General features: G+C 62.2%; 23 protein-coding genes. 10 read left to right on the top strand and 13 right to left on the bottom strand.

What is annotated here, in order from left to right; genetic code table 11:
* Positions 1–86: 86 nt before the first annotated feature.
* The 10 genes from PQQ86_RS26860 to PQQ86_RS26815 all read right to left on the bottom strand — a co-directional run bounded on the left by PQQ86_RS26860 (position 87) and on the right by PQQ86_RS26815 (position 9,549).
* Entirely contained in the window at positions 87–1,100 is a 1,014-nt protein-coding gene (locus PQQ86_RS26860) for an ABC transporter substrate-binding protein (RefSeq protein WP_408273808.1), read from the bottom strand.
* A 276-nt stretch (positions 1,101–1,376) separates the two neighbouring features.
* On the bottom strand, positions 1,377–1,535 hold the full coding sequence (locus PQQ86_RS26855; protein WP_408273806.1) for a hypothetical protein: 159 nt from the start codon (positions 1,533–1,535) through the stop codon (positions 1,377–1,379).
* 150 nt (positions 1,536–1,685) lie between these two features.
* Complete coding sequence (locus PQQ86_RS26850) at positions 1,686–2,255, bottom strand: phasin family protein (protein WP_408273803.1); 570 nt, start codon at positions 2,253–2,255, stop codon at positions 1,686–1,688.
* A gap of 109 nt (positions 2,256–2,364) precedes the next feature.
* Entirely contained in the window at positions 2,365–2,562 is a 198-nt protein-coding gene (locus PQQ86_RS26845) for a hypothetical protein (protein ID WP_054038930.1), read from the bottom strand.
* A 577-nt stretch (positions 2,563–3,139) separates the two neighbouring features.
* Positions 3,140–4,246: a 4-oxalomesaconate tautomerase gene (locus tag PQQ86_RS26840; protein WP_408273800.1), complete on the bottom strand. Its 1,107-nt coding sequence runs from the start codon at positions 4,244–4,246 to the stop codon at positions 3,140–3,142.
* Positions 4,247–4,261: 15 nt separating this feature from the next.
* Positions 4,262–4,957, bottom strand: a complete 696-nt coding sequence (locus tag PQQ86_RS26835; RefSeq protein WP_408273796.1) for a 4-carboxy-4-hydroxy-2-oxoadipate aldolase/oxaloacetate decarboxylase — start codon at positions 4,955–4,957, stop codon at positions 4,262–4,264.
* A complete protein-coding gene (locus PQQ86_RS26830) occupies positions 4,954–5,697 on the bottom strand; it encodes a PIG-L deacetylase family protein (protein ID WP_408279368.1) in 744 nt (247 codons plus the stop codon). The genes PQQ86_RS26835 and PQQ86_RS26830 overlap by 4 nt, the downstream gene beginning before the upstream one ends.
* A gap of 202 nt (positions 5,698–5,899) precedes the next feature.
* Positions 5,900–7,006: a porin gene (locus tag PQQ86_RS26825; RefSeq protein WP_408273794.1), complete on the bottom strand. Its 1,107-nt coding sequence runs from the start codon at positions 7,004–7,006 to the stop codon at positions 5,900–5,902.
* 68 nt (positions 7,007–7,074) lie between these two features.
* On the bottom strand, positions 7,075–8,403 hold the full coding sequence (locus PQQ86_RS26820; protein ID WP_408273792.1) for a uracil-xanthine permease family protein: 1,329 nt from the start codon (positions 8,401–8,403) through the stop codon (positions 7,075–7,077).
* A gap of 30 nt (positions 8,404–8,433) precedes the next feature.
* A complete protein-coding gene (locus PQQ86_RS26815) occupies positions 8,434–9,549 on the bottom strand; it encodes an aryl-sulfate sulfotransferase (RefSeq protein ID WP_408273790.1) in 1,116 nt (371 codons plus the stop codon).
* Positions 9,550–9,653: 104 nt separating this feature from the next.
* On the opposite strand from PQQ86_RS26815, the gene PQQ86_RS26810 reads away from it, so the two are divergent.
* Positions 9,654–10,610, top strand: a complete 957-nt coding sequence (locus PQQ86_RS26810) for a LysR family transcriptional regulator (protein WP_408273788.1) — start codon at positions 9,654–9,656, stop codon at positions 10,608–10,610.
* Here PQQ86_RS26810 and PQQ86_RS26805 read toward each other — a convergent pair.
* Positions 10,569–12,782 carry a tetratricopeptide repeat protein gene (locus PQQ86_RS26805; RefSeq protein WP_408273785.1) on the bottom strand — a complete coding sequence of 738 codons (2,214 nt, stop codon included), beginning with the start codon at positions 12,780–12,782 and terminating at the stop codon, positions 10,569–10,571. The two genes, PQQ86_RS26810 and PQQ86_RS26805, sit on opposite strands and share 42 nt — an antisense overlap.
* A gap of 270 nt (positions 12,783–13,052) precedes the next feature.
* Here PQQ86_RS26805 and PQQ86_RS26800 point away from each other — a divergent pair, with 270 nt between their 5' ends.
* From PQQ86_RS26800 to PQQ86_RS26760, 9 genes are all read left to right on the top strand, one after another.
* Entirely contained in the window at positions 13,053–13,454 is a 402-nt protein-coding gene (locus PQQ86_RS26800) for a DUF2946 domain-containing protein (RefSeq protein ID WP_408273782.1), read from the top strand.
* 83 nt (positions 13,455–13,537) lie between these two features.
* Complete coding sequence (locus PQQ86_RS26795; protein WP_408273780.1) at positions 13,538–15,922, top strand: TonB-dependent receptor; 2,385 nt, start codon at positions 13,538–13,540, stop codon at positions 15,920–15,922.
* Positions 15,923–16,042: 120 nt separating this feature from the next.
* On the top strand, positions 16,043–17,536 hold the full coding sequence (locus PQQ86_RS26790; protein WP_408273778.1) for a PepSY-associated TM helix domain-containing protein: 1,494 nt from the start codon (positions 16,043–16,045) through the stop codon (positions 17,534–17,536).
* A 35-nt stretch (positions 17,537–17,571) separates the two neighbouring features.
* Entirely contained in the window at positions 17,572–18,021 is a 450-nt protein-coding gene (locus PQQ86_RS26785) for a copper chaperone PCu(A)C (protein ID WP_408273775.1), read from the top strand.
* A 159-nt stretch (positions 18,022–18,180) separates the two neighbouring features.
* Positions 18,181–18,444, top strand: coding sequence for a BufA1 family periplasmic bufferin-type metallophore (locus tag PQQ86_RS26780; protein ID WP_257021092.1), 264 nt, complete (start codon positions 18,181–18,183; stop codon positions 18,442–18,444).
* Positions 18,445–18,478: 34 nt separating this feature from the next.
* Complete coding sequence (bufB, locus tag PQQ86_RS26775) at positions 18,479–19,378, top strand: MNIO family bufferin maturase (RefSeq protein WP_408273772.1); 900 nt, start codon at positions 18,479–18,481, stop codon at positions 19,376–19,378.
* Positions 19,362–20,261, top strand: a complete 900-nt coding sequence (locus tag PQQ86_RS26770; RefSeq protein WP_408273769.1) for an HvfC/BufC family peptide modification chaperone — start codon at positions 19,362–19,364, stop codon at positions 20,259–20,261. Before bufB ends, PQQ86_RS26770 begins: the two co-directional genes overlap by 17 nt.
* Positions 20,262–20,376: 115 nt before the next feature.
* Positions 20,377–21,171 carry a DeoR/GlpR family DNA-binding transcription regulator gene (locus PQQ86_RS26765; protein WP_408273766.1) on the top strand — a complete coding sequence of 265 codons (795 nt, stop codon included), beginning with the start codon at positions 20,377–20,379 and terminating at the stop codon, positions 21,169–21,171.
* Positions 21,168–22,346 (top strand): MFS transporter, encoded by a 1,179-nt coding sequence (locus PQQ86_RS26760; RefSeq protein ID WP_408273763.1) that lies wholly within the window; start codon positions 21,168–21,170, stop codon positions 22,344–22,346. The genes PQQ86_RS26765 and PQQ86_RS26760 overlap by 4 nt, the downstream gene beginning before the upstream one ends.
* Here PQQ86_RS26760 and PQQ86_RS26755 read toward each other — a convergent pair.
* The gene (locus PQQ86_RS26755; RefSeq protein ID WP_408273760.1) at positions 22,343–23,065 is read right to left on the bottom strand and encodes a methyltransferase family protein; all 723 of its coding nucleotides are present in this window, start codon (positions 23,063–23,065) and stop codon (positions 22,343–22,345) included. The two genes, PQQ86_RS26760 and PQQ86_RS26755, sit on opposite strands and share 4 nt — an antisense overlap.
* 7 nt (positions 23,066–23,072) lie before the next feature.
* The gene (locus tag PQQ86_RS26750) at positions 23,073–24,434 is read right to left on the bottom strand and encodes a TadE/TadG family protein (protein WP_408273757.1); all 1,362 of its coding nucleotides are present in this window, start codon (positions 24,432–24,434) and stop codon (positions 23,073–23,075) included.
* Between the last annotated feature and the right edge of the window lie 23 nt (positions 24,435–24,457).

Below are 24,457 nucleotides of genomic sequence, written 5' to 3'. Positions count from 1 at the left end.
CAGGATGCCGGTACCGCGAAAGCGGCACCGGCGGCGCAACGAAGTCACACTGCAACCGGCCGGCGGCAGCGACCGGCAGCGCCGGCTTATTTCGAACCGGTGAACTCGTTGGTGTAGGTTTTCGCCAGCTCGATATGCTTGCCTTTGACTGACGGGTTGAACGCCGACAGCACCTTCAGCACGGTCTCGGGACCGTCGGCCGGCATCTTGCCGTCCTTCGTAAACATGGGCAGCGACGCTTTCAACGCGCTCACGTAAAGCGCTTTGTCTTTCTGATAGTCGTCAGGCATCTTCGCTGCAATTTCTTCCGCGCTATGCGTGTGGATGAACTGCATCGTGCGAACGAACGCGTGCGCAAGCTTTGCTGCTTCCGCCTTGTGAGAATCGGCCCATGCAGCCTGGACATAGAGGCTCGACGCCGGGTAGGTGCCGCCCAACGCGGCCTTCGTGCCCTCCACCGAGCGCATGTCGACAAGCACCTTTGCGTCGCCGGACTTCTGCAATGCGGAGACGGTCGGCTCGGTCGTCATGCCGGCGTCGATGCGGCCTTGTTTGATCGCCGCGATGAAGCTGGCGTCGGCGCCCACCGGCAGCATCGTGTATTGCGTGGACTGGATGCCGTGCTGTCCAGCGAGGTATTGCGTAAGGAAGCTGGTCGAAGAACCGAGGCCAGTCACACCCAGCGTCTTGCCCTTCACGTCCGCCATCGATTTGACCGTTTCGGCCGCTTTGGTCGATACCATTTCGACCTCGCCCGGCACCTGCCCGAACACGACGATCGCCTTGACGTCCTTGCCCTTGGTTTGCAGATCGATCGTATGGTCGTAGAAACCGACGACAGCCTGAACGGCGCCGGCCAGCAGTTCGTTCTCGGCGTCTACGCCCGCCGGCTGCGACAGCAGCTCGACATCGAGCCCTTCATCCTTGAAATAGCCGAGCTGTTCGGTCAGGCGCGCCGGCAAATAGATCAGCTTCGTGATACCGCCGACCATGATCGTGATCTTCTCGCCGTCGGCTGCTATCGCGTGCTGCGACGCAAGACTGAACAGCAGGCCGGAAGCAACGGCGATATGGCGCAGTGTGCGAAAGCGAGGGGTCATCGATAGTCTCCGTTATTGTCCGGTGCGGCGGAGTGCCGCCCGTCTGCATCGATGGGCCGATTCTAGGAGAGCGAATCCTTCCCTCGGCTTACACGGAGACCGAAGATCCGTACGGGATTTCCATGAGGGACGAGCACAAAAAAAAGCCAAGGCGTGAAGCCTTGGCTTGGAAAATTCTGTGGGTCGAGAGGTCCAGCAGAATCCGAAGATGCCTGCTGCGCCTTGGAACGCAGCAGCACCCAGGTACGGCAATAACAGTCTGGCGAGCGCGAAGGCTCAATGCCGGGCTTTGCTCCAATGCGGCCAGTAGTGGCGGTGATCGAGATGTCTAAGCCGCTTGCGACGCATCTGCTCCCGGTAATAATGAGCGGTGACGAACACAGGTGCCATCGCCAGCACGAACGAACCCATAACGATTCCCACTGCTTCACTCATCGCGACCTCCATTGCAGAACTAGCGAACTATCGGTATCGGCTTGACTTCAGTCCACGAATTGGATGCTGGAATTCATGATCCCAGCACCCATCAGCAATCCTTCATATATACCGGAGACCTCGCCACGGGCATTGCTGCCCGCGTCAGTTCTATCGCTTCGCTCCCGCAGCTACGGGAGCTTTCTCACCGTTGCTTTGTGCGGCTTGTGACGCCGTGGCTGTGACGACATCAAGATTGCTCCCGGCAAACTGCACGGCCTGTTGTCCCGTTTTCTGCAGCGTTTCGTACAGAGTCGTGGTGGCGGCAATCGCGGATTTCCACGCGGCGACTGCTGCTTCGGAGCCGGTGGGAGCATGCTTCGCCGTTTCTTCGACGAATGCCTGTACGCGATCGTTATAGCGCTCGTAGTGCGCCTGTGCAAGTTGCGTCACTTCAGCCTGAGTGCTCGATGCGATCTCGAACACCTGCTTACCGTATGACAGCGATTTTTCCGCGAAGGGTGCGGTGAAACCGGCTTGCAGCGCGAACCATTGCGGCGGCTCCGTCGTGCCGGGCACCTTTGCCATGTTTTCCTGCGTCTCGGCCAGCGTGGCCCTGACAGCCTGCAGGTTCAGCGCAACCAGTTTTTCGAAGCCTTCAAAGATCTTTCCGGCCGCCCCGAAGAACGCGTCGACGTTGGCCTTCTGTGCGGCAACCTGCTCGGGACTCAATAGAGTCATTGTGAATTCCTCAAAATTCGGTCCGGCGCGCGAAGCCCCTATCGGACGGGCGTGCTGCGGCGGACCGTGATGGTGAATAAATCGACGTGGGTGCCGCGGATGCAGATGCCTAGCGCATCCGGGCAACCGCCTTGAGAATGGAATCGCCTTCGCTTGTGATCTGAGGACGTGAGCGTCCCGACGCGAGGTTTTCAAGGGAAATGAGTTGTCGCTCGAGCAGAGCGTCGAGCTCGGCGCGGCCCAGTTCGATCTGATCCGGGGCGTTCTTGATGAGCATTAACGTAGCGAATTCATGGGGACTCAACATATCGTCTCCTCGATTTAGTCCACCTGCGCGGGAAGTATTAATTACCCCCTCTAGATTTAATGCCCGGCAAATGTTCCTGCCGTCTCCGCAAGCGATCGTTCGAGAAATCGCATCTGGGAGACGCCATCATAACCGCTCAATTTTCAAATGCAATATGCGGGATGCGCTTTATCAAAACGGCTGTTTTGTCTGTTGAATAGCTTCGCATCGCGTGGCCTCGTAATGCGCCCCGATAACACCGCCGACGCCCCGTGGATGCAGGCCTGGTAAGGCCGATGGGTTGATCCGATCAACCCGCCAATGTTTGAATCGATGGCTTAATTAACGCTACCGATCCACTTTAAATTCACCGAGCCTGTTTATATTTGAATATTGTATTTATAGACCGGCACTTTATCGCGGCGGCCACCCATACCTCGACACTGCGAAATATTTATTACAACGCACATCAATTTCAATAATTGTCAGAATTTCAATCAGCGCAGAGGCCTCTGACTTATTTATCGGGTTGAATTCCACAACCCGCCATACCGCTAACCGTGCCGAAACCGACGGACGCGATCCGCTTGAAGTCCGCTCATGTCCGTGCCGGCCAAACTGCAGAAGGAATGCCGACTGCGCCGTCGAACAGCCACCTCGCCGTGCGCAACAGCGCCGCGCTCAGCACTTCAGGCTGGCCTAGGCTGCCGCCGGGAACGAGCTCCACCGTGAACTCGCCTGTCGGGTGCTCAACCGACACGCGTTTTCGCGCGCCGTCAGCGTCCACATCGGCGAGGCCCTCGCAGACCGTACCCGGCAGCACCGCGGCCGTGGCCACGCTCACCGCGCCGAGTACACCGATCGACGCGTGGCAGCGATGGGGAATAAAGCTGCGCGTACTGATCGTGCCGCCCTGGCGAGGCTCGGCCACCAGACACATCTTCGGGACCGTGCGCGCGCTCACGTCGCCGAGATTCATCATTGGCCCCACAGCAAGCCGGATCTTTTCGATGCGCGCTTTCAGTTCCCCGTCCGCGTCGAGTTGCTCGCGCGTTTCGTAGCCTGTGCGATCGAAATCGCCCGCTCGCATCAGCACGAGGGGCATGCCGTTGTCGATGCACGTCACGTCGATACCGTCGACCGTATCCTTGAGATGCCCTGTAGGCAGCAGCGTGCCGCAGGTGGAACCAGCCGTGTCCCTGAACTCGAGCGGAATCGCCGCTGCGAGGCCTGGCACACCGTCAATGCGGGCATCGCCTTCGTAGGTGACCTGGCGTCCCGGCGTGCTTACCGTCGCCACCGCGATCTGCCCGGTGTTCACCATGTGAATCGCGACCCGTGTGCTGCCATCCTGCGCATCCACGAGACCGCGTTCGATCGCAAACGGGCCGACGCCCGCGAGAATGTTGCCGCAGTTCTGTCCGAAATCGACCCGCGCCTCGTTCACAACGACTTGTGCAAACAGATAGTCGACGTCGGCATCGTTGCGCGTGGAGGGCGAGATGATCGCCACCTTGCTCGTCAACGGATCGGCACCGCCGATACCATCGATCTGACGCGGATCGGGTGAGCCCATCACGGCAAGCAGAACACGGTCCCGAAGAGCGGAATCGGCCGGCAAATCCGACGCCATGAAGTAGGCGCCCTTTGACGTGCCACCGCGCATCATCATGCACGGAATACGCGTTTGCGCGCGACTGGCCATGACCTCGCCTCTCCGTCAAATATCGTCGGCCGAGGCAACGTAGCGCAGGCCCTTTTGCGCGAGCTTGTCACGCATCGCGTAGTAGTCGAGTCCCAGCGTGCCGGCGGCCAGCACCGAACGCGTCTTCTCTTCCTTCGCCATGCGTGCTTGCGACGCCTGCGCAACACTCGCCACGGTATCGAGCGGCACGACGACCACGCCGTCATCATCCGCAACGATGACATCGCCTGGATTCACGATCTGCTGCGCGCAGACCACCGGAATATTCACCGACCCGAGCGTTTCCTTGACTGTCCCTTGTGCGGACACGGCCTTCGACCAGACTGGAAATTTCATTTCCCTGAGCGAGGCAACATCGCGGCATCCCGCGTCGATGATCAGTCCGCACACGCCGCGCGCCGCGAGCGAAGTCGCGAGCAGGTCGCCGAAATAGCCGTCCTCGCAGGGCGAAGTCGGCGCCACAACGAGAACGTCACCCTCGCGGCATTGCTCGACGGCAACATGCAGCATCCAGTTGTCCGACGGCGGCACCAGCACCGTCACCGCCGACCCCGCGATAGCCGGCCCCGAGTAGATCGGCCGCATGTAGGACGCGAGCAGGCCGAGTCGGTTCTGCGCCTCGTGAACGGCGGCGGCGCCCGCATGCTGCAGCACGGCCACATCGCGCGGATCGGCACGGCGGATAGTCGTCACCACGACGCCTCGCTTCATGCCAGATCTCCCGTCACGGCCGGTGTGATGCGTTGATAACCTTCAGCGTATTGAATATCGCGCGCGGCGGTGATGCCGATATTGCGCTTGGCCTGCACGCCGCGTTGCAGGGCGACGCGCGTGTAGTACTCCCACAGGTGCTCCTGGCCCGCCATGCACTCGATCGCACGGCGCTTGACGTCCCAGACCTCGGTGATATCGAGGAACGTATTGGGCATCCATTCGCATTGTTCGGTTTGATGCGGTTCGAACGCGTAGACGGGCGGCGCACCGACCACCTTCTGCCCGGGATTGTGACCTTCGGCCTGGGCAATGATCCGCGCCTCCTGCGCCACGTGCATGGCGAGCGGGTGATCGAAGTTGTACGGGTCTTTCTGCGAATGGCTCAACACGAACGCCGGCTGCAGTTCACGGTACACATCGACGAGGCGCATCAGGGCCTCGTCGGGCACGCGCAATGGGTAATCGCTGAGGTCGAAAAATTCGACTTCCGCACCGAGAATGTCCACGGCCCGCTCGGCCTCCTCCCTGCGTGCCGCCTTGACCTTCTCGATCGTCATTTCGCCCTTGCGCCAGAGTTTGGCCGACTCCCCGCGCTCGCCGAACGAAAGACACACGACCTTCGTACGGTATCCATTTTTTTTGTGCAGAGCGATTGCGCCACCTGCTCGCCACACGAAATCGGCGCTATGCGCGCTCACTACCAACATCGCCTTGCCTGCCATTTCCAACCCGCCCATGTTCACTATGTGATGGGTACTATTGTAGGTTTCGAAGGTGGCCATGAAGCACCTAAAGGAGCGTGCAATACCATCTAATCTGTTTATCGGAATGGCTCAGTTCAACGCGAGACCGGCTTGGCACCTCAAGGAGCGCGTTGTTCAACGATGTTCTCGAACACGCGGCACAACGCGAATACAACCCCGTCGTCCCGCGCTCAAATCAGAACAGGTGATGTATCCCGCTCAGAAACACCGTCTGCCTTCCACCTGACGCCGCGCCGATCCCGAGCGTATTCGCCACCGCCCCTCCGCCCGCAGTCTCGAACATCAGGTCGGCATAGAGTTGAGTCGCTTTCGAGAGCGAATATACGTTCGCCACGGTGAATTGAGTCCAGCGACTCCCCGCGAGTGTCGCGGTCCATGCCCCCGCCGCAATCTCCTCCGCAGGCGTCAGGCGCACATTGAGGCCGCCGTCGACGGTGCGAAAGTGCTCGCTGCCACCGTCCGACTGGATTCGCACATCCGTTGCGAGCGCATGCAGCGTGACGCGTTCAAAACGATACGATCCGCCGATCCCCATGTCGCGTACCTGTTTCGCGTTGAAGGAGGCGCCGGGCGCGAGTGTCTGTCCTTCGAACGACGTCAGGCCGAGTCCATTGGAAAGCGGTAGCAAACGATCTCGGTATTCGGAATACACCGCCACCAGCTTGAGCGGTCCATTCGTATAGTTAGCGCCGAAGCTGGCGGTCCGTCCGTTGGTGTTGCTGGCCGACGCGCCGGGAAACCCGTAGAGCGCACCGAAACTGAGTCCGCTGTAATTCGCACTCTTCCACTTCACCGTGTTCGACAACTGCACGGGCAAGGTGCTTCCAAGGCCATCGAGATTGCCAGGGTGGAACGCAGAGAAGTCGCCGAGCAGTTGACCGGTCGACACCGAGCCGAGCCAATCGAAATTCCAGTCGGTCTGACGGCCGAGCGTCACGGTGCCGAGCATTGGATCGGACAGTCCCACATAGGCCTGACGATTGAAGAAGGTACTGCTGCTCGCGGACGCGCCCGTCGTCGTGACGAAACCGCTTTCGAGTCTGAATACCACCGAGCGGCCCGCGCCGATATCTTCAACGCCCTGGAAGCCGAAGCGATCGGCCTGGAAAGTGCCCTGCTCAGCGATATAAGCGTGAGCGCCGTGCAGGTTGCTCACGTAGCCAAGGCCCGCATCGAGACTGCCATACAGCGTGACGCTGCTCTGGGCGTTGGCCGCGGTCGAAACGACGAGCGCAGGCAGGCACGCGACGAGCGTCGCGCGGAAAGCGAAATGGGTTTTCATGGCGTGTTGGTTGAAGCGTTGGAGGGAGAACTGCGTGGGCGTGCGTGAGCCGTTAAAGCCCGAGGTCATCAGGTTGTCTGGATTTTCTCCGCGGGCCTAAGGTGCCATGGGCCGAAAACCAGATTGACGACGATGGCGGTGAGCGTCCCCGCCGCCATACCGTTGCCCAACACGATCTGCAAATAGCCCGGGAACGATGCGTAGACATTGGGGACCAGAATCGGTATCAGCCCCGCCACGAGCGCGGCGGCGAGCGTGTACTGATTGCCGCGTGCATGCAGGTCGACCTTGCCGAGCAGATTGACGCCCATCACGCCGATCATCGCGAACACGATCAGCGCCGTGCCGCCTACCACTGGCGCGGGAATGGCGTAAGCGAAGCGTCCGAGCGGCGCAAGCAGCGCGATGACCATCAGCATCGCACCCGCCGTCGCGGTCACGTAGCGCGAGCGCACGCCGGTGGTCTGCACGACGCCAATGTTCTCCGCACTCGTAATGATGAGCGAGGTGCCCAGCAGCGAGCCGAGCAACGACGCCACCGCATCGCCGCGAATGGTCCTCGGCACATCGCGGCGCATGTCGATCTTCTTGCCGGTGATCTCGCCGACGGCAACCGTCTGCCCCGTTGCTTCGGCCATCGAGATCACGCTGAAGATCAGCATCGGCAGCGCGGCGAGCACGTCGAAACGGGGCATGCCGAAAGGCAGCAAAGTCGGCAGCGTGAAGAGCGGACCGCCCCACATGCCGCCTGCGGGCATCAGTCCCATTGCCCAGCCAGCACACGTCCCCATCGCAAGGCCGAGCAGCACGGCAAGCCGACCCACCGTGCCCTTGAAGAGGCGCGCTACGGCCAGCGTCGCCACGATCGTGAGCAACGCGAGGCCGAGCGACTGCGGCCGCGCGAAACCAGGCGTTCCCGGCTGCCCGACGATGATGCCAGCGTAAATCTTGATGAGGCTCACTGACACGAGCAGCAGCATCGTTCCCACCACCACACGCGGGAAAAACCGCAGACAACGCGCGAATACCGGCAGGACGAGCCAGTAGAACAGGCTGGTGAGAATCGCCGCGCCCGCGGCGGTGCGCAGATCCGTCTGCGTGGCGATGACGGCGAACAGCATGGCGGGCGCGCCGCCCGGCACCATCACGAAGGGCAGCCGTGCCCCGATCGACCCTGCTCCGAGCGATTGCAGAAGCGTGCCGGCGCCACAGGCAAAGAAGGTCGCGCCGATCAGTTGCACGGTCATGTCCGATGAGAGCGACAGCATCCTCGACACCAGAAATACCGCGGTGACGGGCGAAGCCGCCATCGACAGGACATGCTGCAAGCCGAACAGCGCGAGTTGCCATGCGGGCAAGCGCGCGTCGACGCTATGTGTGGCTGGGTCTGGATTCACGTTACCCCCGAGGGATCGAAAACGCGGCGTTCAGGCGCGTAGCCACGGCAATTGCTCGCGGCTGTAGCGGAAAGTCTGGAAGACGCTGTTCAACTGGCCGGGGCCGGTTTTGCGCGCCGCATCGTCCGGGTACTGGCCGAACCAGGGAATCACGTATTCCCATACCACTTCTCCAGCGGGCGTCACTTCGAAGAGGCGGCCCGTTGCCGACTCGGTGATGTGCGTATTGCCATTCGCGAGTCGCTGCGCGTTGCCCATGAAAGCGCTGTAGAACGCATTCACCATGTCGTCGGCGTACGACCACACCACCTCGTTGTTCGACGGATCGATCTCGAGCACACGCGAGAAAGCGACGTGCGCACCGCTACGAAAATTGCCGTTGTCGAACGTGAGAATGTTGCCGTTGGCGAGCGCCACGGGTGCGTGCTGGTGCGACACCACGCTCGGCGGAACGTGCATCGTGACGCTGCCGGTCTTGCGATCGACGGCGATGATGCCCGACGTGGTGCGCAGGCTCATCAGCACGTCGCCCTTCGCATTCACGCCGAGCCCGTTCACGAGCGGCCAGTGATACCGGCCGAAGCCGGCCGCGATCGGAAAGTCTTCGGGCTTGAGGTGCTCCCATGCTTTCCATTCCCACACCAGCTCGCCTGCGCGATTCACTTCGCGGATCACATCGGCGTACATGACTTCGTCGGGACCGTGCGCCGTGCCGCCCGGCACGCGCTCGGCAAATCCCGCCGGCACGGGTGCGCACGCGGCGTAAAGCAGGTTGCCGTTGGCAAGCCACTGCGCGTCATGATGATGCGCCGGATCTTCGTAATGCCAGACCACTTCGCCCTCAGGCGTGACTTCGGAGAAATCGCCGCCGTGCCACATCGACCATGGCGCGTAACGGTTTTCCGATTTTGCATGGTTGCCGTTGTAGCCGAGATTGCCGTTGGGAAGAATTACGGCGTGGCGTCCGGCCCGCACCGGCATCTTCCACTCGTGCACGACTGTGCCCTCGATATCGATGAGATAGACGTGGCCGTCCGCCGTTTGCGGCGCAATCAGCGTATACCCGCCGAATGAAACCCTGGGGTCGTGAGCGATGAGGCCGACGCCGCGGCGCCGCTGGGTAATTTGATCGACTGTCGTGGTCACGGTTCGCTCCGTTAAGATGATGAAGCGAAATCTAGGCTATTCATTCCGTCAATAAAATCTGATTATTCTTTACGGCCCGTATGGAAAAACCATACGGTCGATTTATGCGTCCAATATCACAGACGTTCCGTTGTTTCGACGAGGTGGTGAGGCGCGGTTCGATCCGCAAAGCGGCCGAATCGCTGCACCTGACCGCGGCCGCCGTGCACCAGCAAATCCTCAACCTGGAGGAGCAGGTCGGCTCGCCGCTCTTCGACCGTTTGCCGCGCGGCATGCAACTCACCACGGCTGGCGAGATCATCATTGCTGCCGTGCGGCGCGGACAGCGCGATTTCGACAACGCGATGACGCAGGTGGAAGATCTGCGTTCGCTGCGCCGCGGGCATATCAACCTCGCGGTGTCGCCTTCGTCGGCCGAGCAGTTGGTGCCCGACGCGATTCAGGCCGCCATGAAAAGCTATCCGGGGGTGACTTACAGCGTGCGCTCGGGCAACGGCGAAAGCATCCTCAAGTGGGTGGAGACCGGTGAAGCCGACATCGGCTATGGCCTGCGCCGCAAGCCGCCGCCGGGCGTCGTGGAAGTGCGCGCCTTCTCGCAACACCTCGGGCTGGTCACGCCACCTGGGCATCCGCTGACGAAGCTCGGCAAGCGGCCCCGACTGCGCGACTGTCTCGAGTACCCGCTCATCCTCATGTCACCGGATACGGAGTTGCGGGCCATGGTGGATCAGATCGACCACCGCGAGCAACGCAAGGCGCGGCCGCTGGTGGAGACGAGTTCGGTTTCGATGGTGCGCCGGCTCGTCGCGGATGGTGTCGGGATCGGCTTCCTGATTGCGGAGAATGTGGCGGAGGACGTGACGCAGCGCAAGCTCGCATGGACCGCGCTCGCCGACGCCGGCGCGAAGTCGTTCAGTTGCCTTTATCAACGCTCCGATCTGACCACGACCGTCGCGATGAGCATGTTCCTGCAGTTCCTCGGCCACGCGATCGAGGCGACCGAGAGCCAGTTCCACGCGTCAGCGCAATCGGGCCGTAAGCGTGGGCAGCAGGTCAAGTGAGGAATCCGGAGTCGTGAAACGTTCAGTAGAGCGCTCAGCGGCAAACCGCTCCACACACGCCTGCCGCACTCTCTCAACCGACACGGCCCAGTCTTCGCCCACTGCCCGGCGGAATAGCCGCAGCGTGTGCGGATACCACGGCGAATCGTTGCGCTCGTGCATCCAGCGCCAGTCGATATCTTTCTCCGGCAGCATCACCCAGCACGGTTTGCCCAGCGACGCGGCCAGATGCGCCGTGGACGTATCCACGCAGATCACCAGATCGAGTTGTTCGATGATCGCGGCGCTGTCCGCGAAATCGTTCACTGCCGAGCCGAGTTCGAGCAGCGGCTGACCGGCGGGCGGCTTTTGCGCCTCGTCTTCACCCTGGCCTTTTTGCAGACTCACGAAGCTCAGACCCGGCACGCTCCAGAGCGGTGCGAGCGTGGCTAGCGTTGGGATCGACCGGTTTGCATCGTTATGGTGTTTCGCATTGCCTTTCCACACCAACCCGACTTTGCGGCCGGGCGGCATTGTCTCGAGCATCGGCCGCCACTTTTCGACGAGCGACGGTGCGGCCGCGAGACGGACCGGGCGCGGAATCGTGTCCACCGCCGTACGCAAGTGCAGCGGCGCGCTCAACAGGCTCGTCCAGCAATCGTATGTCGATGCGGCTACGCGGGCCAACGCCGTATCGTGATCGAGCACGGCATCCACGCCGTCCACCGAAGCCATCAGCCGGTGCAAGGCAGGCACGCACGCAAAGGCGATATGCGCGGCCCCTTGCGCCTTGAGCAAGGCGAAATAGCGGCTGAATTGGACCATATCGCCGAGCCCGTCTTCCTGCCAGACCAGCAAGGTCTTGCCGGCGAGCGTGTCGCCTTGCCACTGCGGACAGCTCAACATGGAACGCGTCTTGTGATGCACGAAGCCCGGCTGGTCGTAGCGGCACTCGTACAAGCGCCAACCCTCTTCAAAGCGGCCCATGCTGAGCACCAGCACAGCCAGACCGAACCTGGCATCGCCGTAATCGGGGCGTAAAGCCAGCGCCCGCAGGTAAGCGGCTTCAGCTTCCGGCAGCCGCTTGAGTTGTGCCAGCGCGGCCCCGGCGTTGTAATGAGCCTCGGCCAGATCGGGCCGAAGCGCAAGCGCTTGTGCGAAGGCATCGACAGCCTCCGGCAAACGGTCGAGCTGACGAAGCACGCAGCCCAGGTTGTTGTGCGCGTGAACGATGTCGGGCCGGCAGCGAATCGCCTCCCGGTAAGCTGTTTCGGCCTCGGGCAGACGCTCCAGACTGGTTAGCGCGAGGCCGAGGTTGTAGTGCGCCTCGGCATAGTCCGGGCGATGCGCGATGGCCTCCCGGTACGCCGCTTCAGCCTCGGGTAGACGCTTGAGATCCGCCAGCACAGCACCTAGGTTGAGGTGCGCCTCCGCGTAATCCGGGCGAATCGCCAACGCGAGCCGGCAAGCCAGCTCGGCCTCGGGCAGACGGTACGTCGCCTTCAGCACACCGCCGAGGTTATTGAGCGCTTCGGGATACTGGGGCTTGATGGTCAGCGCCTGCCGGTACGCGTCGTCCGCCTCGGCAACGCGGCCGAGTTCCATCAGCACGTTGCCCAGGTTGTTGTGCGCCTCGGCGTGTTCCGGCAGCCCGATCAGCGCCTCACGATAGGCCACTTCCGCCTCATGCAGGCGGCGCAGTTCGTGCAATACGATAGCCCGGTTGTAGTGCGCCTCTGTGTAGTCGGGGCGGATCGCAACCGCCTGACGATACGACGCCTCCGCCTCGTCCCTGTAGCCCATCCCGTAGAGCACCGTGCCGAGATTGTTGTGCGCGTCGGCCTGGCCGGGACGCAGCGCGACCAGTTGCCGATAGACCGCCTTGGCCGCCGACAGGCGGCCGTGCGACTTGAGCAGCATGCCGAGACTGCTGTACACCTCGGCATAGTCGGGTTTTGCCCGCAAACACTGGCGCCAGTAGGTTTCAGCATCGGACAGGTTGCCCATGCCGTACCAGCAAGCGCCCGCAATATTCAACGCGTCGGCCCGCGCGTCTTCCGCCACCTCCTCGTGCGGTTCGAGGATCGGCTCCACCAACGACCAGGCATCGGCGAATTGCCCGCTTTTGCAGAGCAATGCCGCCTGCTGATTGATGTCGGCTATCGAGGATGCGCGCGTCTGCGTGGCGGTCATGAGTCGTGGTAACGGGTGGCGGCGGTCGGGCCGGGTCAATCGTGTTTTGCACGCCCTGTCCGGCGTTTCGCTTTTCTGCGCGGTCGCGCGGGGGGCGAAGCGCCGACAGGGAAAGCCGAACATTTACCACGCAGCTTAAGGGAAACGGTGAAGCTGTAACGCCCCGAAATGAGCGGGTTTCGGCCTTCTAATCCGACGCTATAGGCGGAATCACAGGAGAAAAGACCGCGCGGCAATGCTAGAATCGCCCGCGTCTTTACGTTCATCACCATGACTCCACGCTCCCATAACCGCATGACCGCATGGCTTGGCCTGATCGCCATGTGGCTTATCGTGTTCGCGCCGGTCGTGAGTCAGATGCTGGTGTCGAACCGCGCGAACGAGCCCTTCGCGGCGCTCTGTTCTGCGCTACAGCCGGCCAATCAGAGCCTGGTGAGCCAATCCACCCAGGCCAACCCGGCGCCCGTCCACCTCAGCCATGACGACGCCTTCGGCGCATGCGGCTACTGCCATCTGCTCCAGCATCACGTCGCCATGCCGAGCGTCGCGGCCGTCGAACCGCCGCCAGCGATCGCGCTTGCCGGCACTGTGCCGCCCGCCCTCTCCACCCGCTTCACGCCGCTCGGCGCGTTCCCGTCCGGACGCCCAAGAGGCCCGCCCGCCGTTTCCTGATCGCTGTTGTTCCTGATCGCGCATCTTGTCGCGCCCGTTGAGGGGGCACGCGATCGCCTGTTCAATGCATCAAGGAAACGTTCATGCTCAACTTCGCTCTGCGAAGGCTGCCCTTTTGCGCCCGTCGCGGCGCTCGGCGCATCCCATCCGGCCGGCGGCCGCGATCGTATTTTCCAGCCTATTTTTCTGCGTTAATTCCGGCGTTCGCACCGGCATTTATTGCCTCCCCGGCTCACGCGGATAGCGCGCCCGCCGACGCCACGCTGCCTGCTGTCAGCGTCACCGCCAATACCAATGCCGTCTCCGCCCCGCGCGCGGTCGACCCTAACCTGCCGGCCTCGGTCGAGACCGTGACGCGCGAACAGTTCGACAACTGGAACGTCGTCAACACCGAAGACGTGCTGAAGTACATGCCGAACCTCGCCGTGCGCAAGCGTTTTATCGGGGATCTGAACTCGATCATCGCCGTACGCGGCACCAGCAACACGCAGAGCGCGCGTGGCCTCGTTTACGCGGACGGCCTGCTGCTCAGCAATCTGCTCGGCAACAGTTATTCGTTTCCGCCGCGCTGGTCGATGGTGTTCCCCGACGAGATCCAGCAGGTCGACGTGATCTACGGGCCGTTTTCCGCGCTCTATCCGGGCAATTCGCTAGGCGCCACGGTACTCATCAGCACCCGCATGCCGAAGAAGTTCGAAGCCGACGCGGACGTCAAAGCGTTCACCCAGCACTTCAGCCTGTTCGGCGTGAATCAGAATTTCAATGGCAGCGAGGCGAGCGCATCGATCGGCGACCAGATCGGGAAGTTCTCGTATCGGTTGGGCGTGAATCACCTTGAGAACACGAGCCAGCCGCTGCAATTCGCCACGCTGGCCAAGTCGAGCACGCCCGCGAAAGCCGGAGACACACCGGTGACCGGCGCGTACTTCTACAACAACCAGACCAACACGCCGACCGCGGTGCTCGGTGTGAACGGCGAAGGGATCGAACACACGGTGCAGGACCAGTTCAAGCTGAAGATGCAGTACGACTTCACGCCGACACTGCAGGCTGCCTTCACGCTCGGCTACTGGCATCAGACGTACAACAGCGCGACGTCGAGTTTTCTGCGCGATGCGAACGGCAATCCGGTATACAACGGCAAGGTCGCGATCGCCGGCTACGAGTACTCGATTCCGGCGGCCGCCCTCGCCCCGAGTCTCGGCTACAGCGAGAACTGGTTATACGGACTCACGTTGAAAACCCGCAACGCCACCGGCTGGAATGGCGAAGCGATCGCTTCGTACTACGACGTCGGCAACAGCGTGGCGCGCACTGCGAATTCGGGCGCGCCGGGCAACGGCCCTGGCACCGTGATCTTCGGCGACGGCACCGGCTGGAAAACGCTCGATCTGCGCACCACCTACACACCCGTCACGCCGCAAGCGGGCCTGACGAGTCACGCGCTGAGCTTCGGCTATCACTACGACAACTATTTCCTCGACAACGAGAGCTACAACACGCTGAACTGGCGCGACGGCGCGGCGACCTCGTTTGCCAATGCATTCAAGGGCAAGACACAGACTCAGGCGCTGCACGCACAGGATGCCTGGCACTTTCTGCCGCGCTGGAAGCTGGTCTACGGCGTACGGTACGAAGACTGGCAAGCCTATGGCGGCTCGCAGGCGCTGCCGGGCAAAGCCTTTCCGTACAGCGACGCGAACCAGCATCACTTTTCGCCGAAGGCCTCGTTGTCGTTCGACGTCACTGACGATCTAAGCTTGCGCGCCTCCATTGGCCGCGCTTATCGGTTTCCGACGGTGGGCGAGATGTTCCAGGGGCAAATCAACGGCTCGTCGATCATCAACAACAATCCGGACCTGAAGCCCGAAGACGATCTCTCGAAGGAGTTGACCGCTGAATGGGCGCACTGGAATGGCGTGTTCCGTTTCTCGCTGTTTCAGGACGACGTGAAGAACACGATCTTCAGTCAGACCGATACGACCGTGATTCCGAACGTGACAAATTTCCAGAACATCGGCAAGGTGCGCTCGCGTGGCGTCGAAACGAGCTACTCGGGACAGGATGTATTCGTGCGCGGTCTCGATCTACTGGGGAGCGTGGCGTACACGCAGTCGAAGATCATCGCGAATGCACAGAACCCGGCGACCGTCGGCAAGTACTTCTATCGGATTCCGCTGTGGCGCGCGAATCTCGCCGCGACGTATCACATCGACGAACGTGCAGCGATCACGCTTGCCGCGCGCTACTCCGGCCGTGAATACAACACGCTCACCAATACCGACACGAATCCCGATGTATTCGGCGGCACCAGTTCGTACACGGTGGCGGACGCGAAATTCACGTTCAAGCCGACGAAGCTGAGTGAAGTCGGTATCGGCGTCGATAACCTGTTCGACGCGCGTTACTTCGTCTATCACCCGTATCCGGGCCGCACGTTCTACGTCGAAGCGAAGTTACGTATGTGAACTCGCGATTTGCATGCGCGGTTTGCGCTCGCCCGGTGCCCGATGCACTCGCGAGTTGCCAACCAGCGCATGCATCGCTGCGCAAACCGATCGACTCATTTTTTGCTTCAGGAGGATTGAATGTCCACCACCACCGCTCAACGCGCGACCTCGGCAACAGGCGCTGCGAATACTGGCTACCGGACGCTCTGGCGCTGGCACTTTTACGCGGGACTCTTTGTGATGCCGTTTCTGGTCGTGCTTGCGATCACCGGCACGCTGTATTGCTTCCAGCCGCAAATCGAACCGCTGCTTTACCCGCACCGCCTGATCGTCGAACCGCAAGCCACGCCCAGGCTGACTGAAGACGCCTTGCTTGCCAAAGCCCGCGCGGCGATGCCGGCCGATGCGCGCGCGGTGACGGCGCCAATCGCGAGCGCACCGGACCGCAGCACCGAGTTCATCTTTCGCCTCGTCGACGGCGAAAAACAGAGCATCTATCTGAACCCATACAGTGGTGAAGTATTGGGCACGCTGAGCGTCGAGCGCCGCTTCATGCAGGTGGACCGCATGCTTCACCGCAAGCTGCTGCTCGGCAAGCCAGGTGAATTGCTGATGGAGTTGGCCGCGTGCTGGACGCTGGTGATGATCGGCACGGGCATCGCACTCTGGTGGCCGCGCGAGAAGACCACCGCACGCGCGGCGCTGGTGCCTCGTTTCTCGCTGCAAGGACGCGCGCTTTGGAAGAATCTTCACACCGTGATGGGTATCTGGCTCGCGCTCGGTGCGCTCATCTTCGTGCTGAGCGGCCTGCCGTGGACAGGCTCATGGGGTAAGCAGTTCAAGGCGCTCGCGACCGCCGCAAATCTTGGCGCGCCGCCGGGCTCGTGGGGTGGCTTGCCGTTGCGTTCTGCCCTGCCAGGTGCGCGCGCTGATAAGCATGCGGGTACTGTGGACACAGACGCCGAACCGCAATCGAGCCACGACGCACACGGCGAACACCAGGCGAACATGGACTCGATGCCGGGCATGGTGATGGACGATCTACCGTTGCCGCTCACGCCATGGGCCGTCGGTAACACGCCAGTGCCGCAATCCGCCGATGCACACGCGGCGCAAGCGCTGCCGCTCGGACGCATCGTCGCCCTCGTCGCATCGCTCGGTGTCCAGACCGGCTACGACATCGTGCTGCCCACCTCCGCTACGGGCGTCTACACCGTCTCGTACTTTCCCGCCGACCCGAAAGACGAGCGCACGCTGTACATCGACCAATACAGCGGCACGGTGCTGAAAGACATCCGTTACGGCGACTACGGCGCGGTGTCGAAAGCCGTCTCGTACGGCACGTCGTTGCATATGGGCCGCTATTTCGGCGTCGCCAATCAGATCCTCTGCGCCGCGATTTCGCTTGGCCTCGCGGGAATGGCCGTGACCGGCTGCGTAATGTGGTGGAAGCGTCGGCCGCAACGCTCGCTCGGCGCACCCTCGCGCGAACGTGCCGCACCGCCGATGCGTGGCTGGAAAACCGGTCTCGTTCTGCTCGGCATCGTCTTTCCGTTGATGGGCGCCACGCTGCTCGCAGTGTGGCTCGCCGATCACACGATTTTTGGCCGCGCCACGCGGCAACCTGCTTAACGCTTCATTTCCGCCGTTAAAACAAGGAACACATCATGAAGACATCACGCAAACTTCTCCTCGCCGCCTTGCTGTGCGGATCATCCATTCAAGCCTTCGCCGGTGGCGCGGCAACCGTGAGCGTATCGGACTGCTGGATCCGCACCCTGCCGGGTGACCTGCCATCGGGTGGCTATTTCAAGGCCAGTAATGCGGGTGATCAGCCGGTCAATCTCACCGGTATCAGCACAGAAGCTTTCGGCATGGCCATGCTGCATCAGACACAAAGCCAGGGCAGCACGTCTTCCATGGCGATGGTCCATCAGGTGGCGGTGCCCGCGCACGGCTCGCTCGTCTTCGCACCAGGCAACTATCACGTGATGCTGGAGCATCCGAAACAGCCGCTCAAGATCGGTACGACGATCCCGCTGACGTTCTCGTTCAGCGACGGCGAGAAAGTCACCGCCTCCTGTGCCGTGAAAAGCGCGAGTACGATGAGCCAGTAACATGCCGGATAATCAATACGGCAGGCTTAAAATCGGCTTACACGTGACCCCGGCGCTGCGAATCAGGCGCACCGTCTCAGCCCCGAAGCAGCCCATGGCCAAGCGACGGTTGAAATGGTGCGGCGAGCGATCCACTGCCGCTTACTCAGGAGAAGCAAATTGAATTCGAAACTTAGCCGGCCGGCATTGATCGCCGCGGCCCTCGCAGGACTCGCGGCCACCGGAATCAGCGCCGCGCATGCGGACGAGAAGGTTCAGTGCTTTGGCATCGCCAAGGCCGGCCAGAACGACTGCGCGAGCAAGACCGGTGTGCACGGCTGCGCCGGTGAGGCCAAGGTCGACCACGACAAGGGCGACTTCAAGACCGTGCCGAAAGGAACCTGCCAGAAGATGGGCGGCAAGATCGACGAACAGCATTCCTGACGCCAATGCGGCGATCCTGTGGCAGTCGACGCCTATGATGCATCCCCTCGTCCCTTCTGCCTGCGCGCCGGCCGGCATCGGTATCGGGTTGCGCCATACCCATTACCGCGACTTCCTCAATGCTACGCCGGCGGTCGACTGGGTCGAGGTGCACAGCGAAAACTATTTCGGCGACGGCGGCTTCGACCTGCACGTGCTGGACACCGTGCGACGCGATCTGCCCGTCAGTTTGCACGGGGTCGGTCTCGGCCTTGGCTCGGCGAAACCACTTGACCTCGCTCACGTTGCGAAGCTCAAACGTCTGATCGAGCGGATCGAGCCGGCTGTCGTCTCCGAACATCTTTGCTGGGGCGCGACATCGGCCGGCCATCTGAACGATCTTTTGCCGATGCCGTTGACTGAAGCGGCGCTCGCGCTGCTCGCTTCGCGTGTCAGCGAATTGCAGGACGTGCTCGGCCGGCCGGTTCTACTGGAAAACGTCTCCACCTACGTTCGATTCCGCGACGATCAATACGGCGAGACGGCATTTCTTGCGGAACTTGCGTCACGCACGGGTTGCGGCGTATTGCTCGACGTGAACAACCTGTACGTGAACCAATGCAATCATGGAGAGGACGCTGTCGCGGCCATGAACGCCCTGGCGATTGGCACGATCGGCGAGATTCATCTTGCGGGTCATCGCGTGACGGACATCGCCGTCATCGACGATCACGGCTCAAGTGTCACCAACGAAGTCTGGGCGCTCTATGAATACGCACTACAGCGGTTCGGCACCATACCGGCGCTGATCGAGTGGGATACCGATGTACCGGCGTTAAGCGTCATGCTCGATGAAGTCTGTCGCGCCCGTGATATCCAGAACACCGTTCACGCCAGGCGATCGGCCCTCACCCCTTCCACTCAATACGACGCCGACGATGCGCACGCCGGTTGAGTCACTGCAGCGCTTGTTTGCCGAATCGCTGGAGGGCGAACTGCGACCTGTGCTTTCGCAACTGCAATGCACGGGGCGCGGAGTCGATCAAGTGCAAGGTCGCGCCGACATCCCTGCATGTGCCGCTGGACAAACGCCTTGCTTCAGCAGCAACGACAATGGCGCCGGCAACGAACTCGCGGACAATCTGCGCCAACGCGTCGACCTCTATCGGAGCAGCATTCGCGCCAATCAGCGGACTGCACTCGCCAGCGCCTATCCCGTCGTGCTGGCGCTGGTCGGCAGCGCCTACTTCGATGCACTGTCAGTGACTTACGCGCAAGCACATCCGTCACAGAGCGGCGACCTCAATCGCTTCGGCGCCGCACTGCCGGCTTTCATCGAAACCTTCGAACAGGCCCCTCGTTTCCGTTATTTCGCCGACCTCGCGCGTCTCGAATGGTCGCTGCATCTGGCCTACTTTGCCGCCGACGCCAACGTGCTCACGCAAGCGGAATGGGCCGCCATCCGCCCCGAAGATTTGCTCGAAGCGAAACTGGCCGTGCATCCCGCCTGTGCGCTCATCTCGTCGCGCTATGCGATCGCCGAGATCTGGGCTGCACACCAGCCGGGCGGCTCGTTTCCGGCAAATCTCGAGTCACCGACCTACGCACTGGTTGTGCGACCACAATGGCGGCCGCAAATACTCGTTCAATGCGCCGCCGCGCATGCGGCTTTCGATGCGTTGCAACGCGGAGCGACGCTCAATGAAGCGCTCGACTTGGCGTTTGCAATCGATGCCGAATTCAATTTCACGTCGCAATGGCGCGCGTGGATCGCGGCCTCGGCGATTACAGGCCTCCAGCCCGGTGCGCGGCCCGCCCAGCCGACGTCAGCGCCTTAACGGCCTGCCGAACCTGTCCATTCAGGAGAATTTCGACCGCACCGTTGCTCGATCTGCTCGTTTACGTTAGATTATGCTCGATTATGATTGTTTTACAATCGAGCAAGGTGAGGTCATGCAACGAACGCGGCAGGATGCAGTGGACGGGCTTCTGCCCGAAGAGCGGGAGCGGCTGATTCTGGAACGGCTGCGGGCACAGGGCCGCGTATTGGCATCCGAACTCGCTGCCGAACTCCAAACATCTGAACATACGGTCCGCCGCCACTTGCGCGAACTGGCCGATCAGGGTCATTGCAAGCGCGTGTATGGCGGCGCCCTGCTGATCTCGCCTGCCGGCGTAGACGCCTCGGTCCGCATGCACGAAGCCGTGGATCGCAAGGCCTGTCTCGCCATCGTCGCTGCGTCCATCGTCCGGCCCAGGCAAATCATTTTGCTGGACACCGGGTCGACCAACGTTGCGATTGCCACCGCGCTCCCGGACAACGCGGATCTAACCGTCGTGACGAACTCGCCTGAGGCTTGCGCGCGCCTGCTGAACCGGCCGGGCTTCGACATCATTCTTATCGGCGGGCGCATCGCTCAGCACGCAGCCGGCACGACCGGCGCCACGGCGTTGCTGCAGATCCAGCAGATCAAGGCCGACCTTTGCTTTCTGGGTGCGTGCGCGTTCGATCCAGACGAAGGAGTCGCCGCGTTCGACGCTGAAGAGGCCGAACTCAAACGGGCGATGGTGCAGGCAAGCAGCCAGGTCGCCATCGCCGTGACGTCGGAAAAACTGATGACCGCTGCGCCGTTTTACGTTGCGCCGGCGCGCGCCGTGGACCACCTATTCGTCGAAGCGGATGTAACGGCCGCGCGGCGCGCCCAACTCGCAGCGGTATGCGACAACGTGATGGTGGCGCGCTCATGAAAACACTCGCTACTCCGGTCAGCACGCCGCTCATGAAACCGCTCAAGGAGCGGGTGGCCACCCTCGGCGTATTTCTCGCCAACGGATTCGGGATCGGCGCCTGGGCAGTCGAAGTGCCACGCATCAAGGAAAGCCTGTCGCTCAACGATACTTCGCTGGGGATCGCGTTATTCGCCTTTGCGCTGGGGGCCATCATCGCGATGCCGCTGGCCGGACAGTTGGCGCCGCGCTTCGGCAGTGGTCGGGCCACCGCGCTGCTCGGCGCGGCGTTTGTCGTGGCGCTGCCGCTCCCCGCCTTCGCGCCGAACCTGGCGACGCTGTGCATCGTGCTCCTCGCGCTCGGCGCAGCGAACGGCGCGCTCGACGTTTCGATGAACGGCCACGCCAGCACGATCGAAACGCAATGGAAGTCGCCCATCATGTCCTCGTTTCATGCGGCGTGGAGTGCGGGCGGCCTGCTCGGTGCGGCGACGGGCGCCATGCTTCAGAAAAACGGCGTCGGCGTGATCGGCGGTCTCGTGCTGCCGGACGTGTTCATCGCCGTCCTCATGGCCGCCGCCGCGGTGCTGGCGTTGCGTGATCTCGGTCCGCGCGCGGCCGCGTCCTCCAGCGGCTTCGCGGTGCCCAACGCCAAAGTGATGAAGCTTGCGCTGCTCGCGTTCCTTTGCATGATGGTGGAAGGCGCGGTGGCCGACTGGAGCGCGGTGTATTTGCGCGCTACCTTGACCGAAGCGGCCAGCGTCGCGGCGGTCGGCTATTCCGCGTTTGCGTTCTCGATGGCGGCTTGCCGCATCGTCGGCGATGTGTCCGTGCGGCGCTTCGGTTCGAGCAAGGTGATCGGCTTCGGCGGCCTGCTGGCGGCGGCCGGGCTCGCGCTGGTGTTGAGCCTGCCGACCGTGCTCACGGCTTGCGTGGGCTTTGCCATGGTCGGCGTCGGCCTCGCGAATATCGTCCCGGTGATTTTCAGCGCGGCGGGCCGCTCGACGGTTACGCCGGCTGTCGGCGTTTCGATGGCGGCCACGGCGGGTTATGCCGGCTTCCTGGTCGGCCCGCCGTTGATCGGACTCGGCGCGGGTTTGCTCGGCTTGCGCGTAGCGCTATGCGTGCTCGTCGTGGCCACCATGATTGTTTGTTTGACGGGTGGCAAGGCGGTGCGTGGTGGGAGTGTTGGTTAGAACACGCCGGGAATCACGCGATAACGTACGCGCCCCTTGTACGTCCGATAACTATCGTCTGCCGATAGAAGCTGCTCTTCCCGCACGATCCGGCCCACCTGCAAGGCAAACTGGCAGCCGTACACCAGCAGGTTTTGCAGGCCGAAGTTCACCAGCAGAAAGCCGATGTCGGTGATGAAGTAACCCAGATACATCGGATGACGCACGAAGCGATATGCCCCGCGCGATACGACGCCACGGTTCGCCGGCAAGATGCCGAACGAACGGCGCAGCGACGCCTTCGCGAACAGTTGCCAGAGAATCCCTAGCAGTTGCAACGATGCGCCGACCATCTCCGGCACCAGTTGCGCGCCGGGGGCAAGACGCACGGCGAGGAAGTAATACGTGCCGCCCATCGAACAGATGACCGCGAAGAGCCGCCAGTCGCGCTTCATCGGCACGCGCGAAAACAGCGAAAGACCGACTGTCACGCACGCGGCCACTACCAGCAGCAACAACGTGATCCGCGACGGCGCCGCGCGCCACTGAATGATCGCGGCGTAGGCGAACAGGCTCAGCATCGTCGCGGCGGCGGCCCGTGCTGTGATTTCCACCAGCGCGTGGCGCAAGCCGGTGGACTCGCCCATATCGGCAGCGGATGCGGATGCTGATGGCAGAGCCGCCGCGTCCGCAGGGCTGAGTGCGAGAGGCAGATCCTGCAAAGGTGTCGTCGGTGTCATGGCGCGCTCACTTGGAAATGCGGAGAATTTGCGAGGCCAGCTGCGAAAAGCACGGCTTCAGATCGTTCGGCGTCGCGGCATAGCAATACACGCCGACCGGTTGCGCCGGGTTGTAGCAGCGGGGCAGCGAATCAGGTGTGTTGGCCATGCATTTGAGTACTTCCTCGCCTATTTCGTTGTCCGGGCCTGCCGGCTGAGCGAGGGTGAGTCCATAGCCCAGCGTGAACACGTAAGTGCCGTCGATGCGCGCCTGCGCTGCCATCGCTTCGAGCAGATTGCGCGACACACGGTTGACGTTCACATACGTGACATTGCCGTTCGGCACCGCGCGCGGAGCGGTCACGGGCCAGATGGGGAAGATCTGTTCGTTGAAGTTGTGCGCGTTGTACCACTTCGGTAGCGCGGTCACGAGTGTGCTCGCGTCGCTGCTCGCCCTCTGGCCGCTCTTGTAGCATGGCGATGCGAACTGCTGACTTTGGGCACCTATGCTGTCCAGCCCCGATAGAAAGCCGTTCGTAGCGTCGCCGCTTGCGATCGTGCCGGCTTTATTGTTGTTGCACGCGCTCTGATTAGTCGGGAAGAAAGACGAGAAGCTATTCGGTGCGCCGTCCGAGAAGAACACGATCACCCGCAGACTGGACGGCTGCGTAATTACCGTATTCAACTGGTTGCGCGCATTCCAGATCGCTTCAGCCGAATTGGTGTTGCCGCTGAAAGCGTAGTTGTTGATATCAGCGGTCATCGTTGCGCGGTCGAATCCGCGTGTATTGCCATTGAACGGCACGTCCACCACGGTGCCGAACGCGAAGTGCATCAGCGCCACACGATCGTTCGTGACGTCGAAGTTGTTAAGGAACGCCACTGCATTCGAGCGAACCGCGGCCGGCACACCTGACGTATTCAGTGAACCGGTCGTATCGATCACGAACGCCAGATCCAGCGTCTTGCGGATCGCCTGCGACGAGGCGCTCACATTCAGCACCCTGAACCCAAGCGTCTGCATGAACGTGACCGGCACACTCGCCTGCGCCGTCATGCCGATCGTGACCGTGCCGGCGTTGAACACGATCGACGGCGTACCAGCCGTCACGCTCGATCCGAGAAAACCCGTCGGGTAATTTGCAGCAAAGAAAGCGGTGGCCGCCTGCTGCGCGTTGGCCGTCTGTTGCGTCTGGTTGTTGCCGCGCGTGACCGCTTCGCCGGCCGCGATCACCGCGCCGTCGGTGGCGGCGTCGAGCCGCGCCTTGATCATGTAGCCGAAACCGGAATCCACCGCGAGCCCGATAATGCCCAGCAACGCAATCAGCGACACCGCCACGATGATGCTGACCGAGCCCTTCTGCCGTTTATGTGCCGCTCTTGTTTTCATTGCATCCCCCGACCTGCGTTTTT

The sequence above is a fragment of the Paraburkholderia sediminicola genome, assembly GCF_046026675.1.
GTDB classification, from domain to species: Bacteria; Pseudomonadota; Gammaproteobacteria; order Burkholderiales; family Burkholderiaceae; genus Paraburkholderia; species Paraburkholderia sediminicola_F.
Note: the sequence above shows the minus strand (reverse complement) of the source record. Positions and strands in the feature narration are given on the sequence as shown.

Coding starts and splice junctions, on each gene's coding strand:
- PQQ86_RS26860 (WP_408273808.1), bottom strand. CDS start 1,100: ATGACCCCTCGCTTTCGCACACTGCGCCATATCGCCGTTGCTTCCGGC.
- PQQ86_RS26855 (WP_408273806.1), bottom strand. CDS start 1,535: ATGAGTGAAGCAGTGGGAATCGTTATGGGTTCGTTCGTGCTGGCGATG.
- PQQ86_RS26850 (WP_408273803.1), bottom strand. CDS start 2,255: ATGACTCTATTGAGTCCCGAGCAGGTTGCCGCACAGAAGGCCAACGTC.
- PQQ86_RS26845 (WP_054038930.1), bottom strand. CDS start 2,562: ATGTTGAGTCCCCATGAATTCGCTACGTTAATGCTCATCAAGAACGCC.
- PQQ86_RS26840 (WP_408273800.1), bottom strand. CDS start 4,246: ATGGCCAGTCGCGCGCAAACGCGTATTCCGTGCATGATGATGCGCGGT.
- PQQ86_RS26835 (WP_408273796.1), bottom strand. CDS start 4,957: ATGAAGCGAGGCGTCGTGGTGACGACTATCCGCCGTGCCGATCCGCGC.
- PQQ86_RS26830 (WP_408279368.1), bottom strand. CDS start 5,697: ATGGGCGGGTTGGAAATGGCAGGCAAGGCGATGTTGGTAGTGAGCGCG.
- PQQ86_RS26825 (WP_408273794.1), bottom strand. CDS start 7,006: ATGAAAACCCATTTCGCTTTCCGCGCGACGCTCGTCGCGTGCCTGCCT.
- PQQ86_RS26810 (WP_408273788.1), top strand. CDS start 9,654: ATGCGTCCAATATCACAGACGTTCCGTTGTTTCGACGAGGTGGTGAGG.
- PQQ86_RS26805 (WP_408273785.1), bottom strand. CDS start 12,782: ATGACCGCCACGCAGACGCGCGCATCCTCGATAGCCGACATCAATCAG.
- PQQ86_RS26800 (WP_408273782.1), top strand. CDS start 13,053: ATGACTCCACGCTCCCATAACCGCATGACCGCATGGCTTGGCCTGATC.
- PQQ86_RS26795 (WP_408273780.1), top strand. CDS start 13,538: ATGCTCAACTTCGCTCTGCGAAGGCTGCCCTTTTGCGCCCGTCGCGGC.
- PQQ86_RS26790 (WP_408273778.1), top strand. CDS start 16,043: ATGTCCACCACCACCGCTCAACGCGCGACCTCGGCAACAGGCGCTGCG.
- PQQ86_RS26785 (WP_408273775.1), top strand. CDS start 17,572: ATGAAGACATCACGCAAACTTCTCCTCGCCGCCTTGCTGTGCGGATCA.
- bufB (WP_408273772.1), top strand. CDS start 18,479: ATGATGCATCCCCTCGTCCCTTCTGCCTGCGCGCCGGCCGGCATCGGT.
- PQQ86_RS26770 (WP_408273769.1), top strand. CDS start 19,362: ATGCGCACGCCGGTTGAGTCACTGCAGCGCTTGTTTGCCGAATCGCTG.
- PQQ86_RS26765 (WP_408273766.1), top strand. CDS start 20,377: ATGCAACGAACGCGGCAGGATGCAGTGGACGGGCTTCTGCCCGAAGAG.
- PQQ86_RS26760 (WP_408273763.1), top strand. CDS start 21,168: ATGAAAACACTCGCTACTCCGGTCAGCACGCCGCTCATGAAACCGCTC.
- PQQ86_RS26755 (WP_408273760.1), bottom strand. CDS start 23,065: ATGACACCGACGACACCTTTGCAGGATCTGCCTCTCGCACTCAGCCCT.
- PQQ86_RS26750 (WP_408273757.1), bottom strand. CDS start 24,434: ATGAAAACAAGAGCGGCACATAAACGGCAGAAGGGCTCGGTCAGCATC.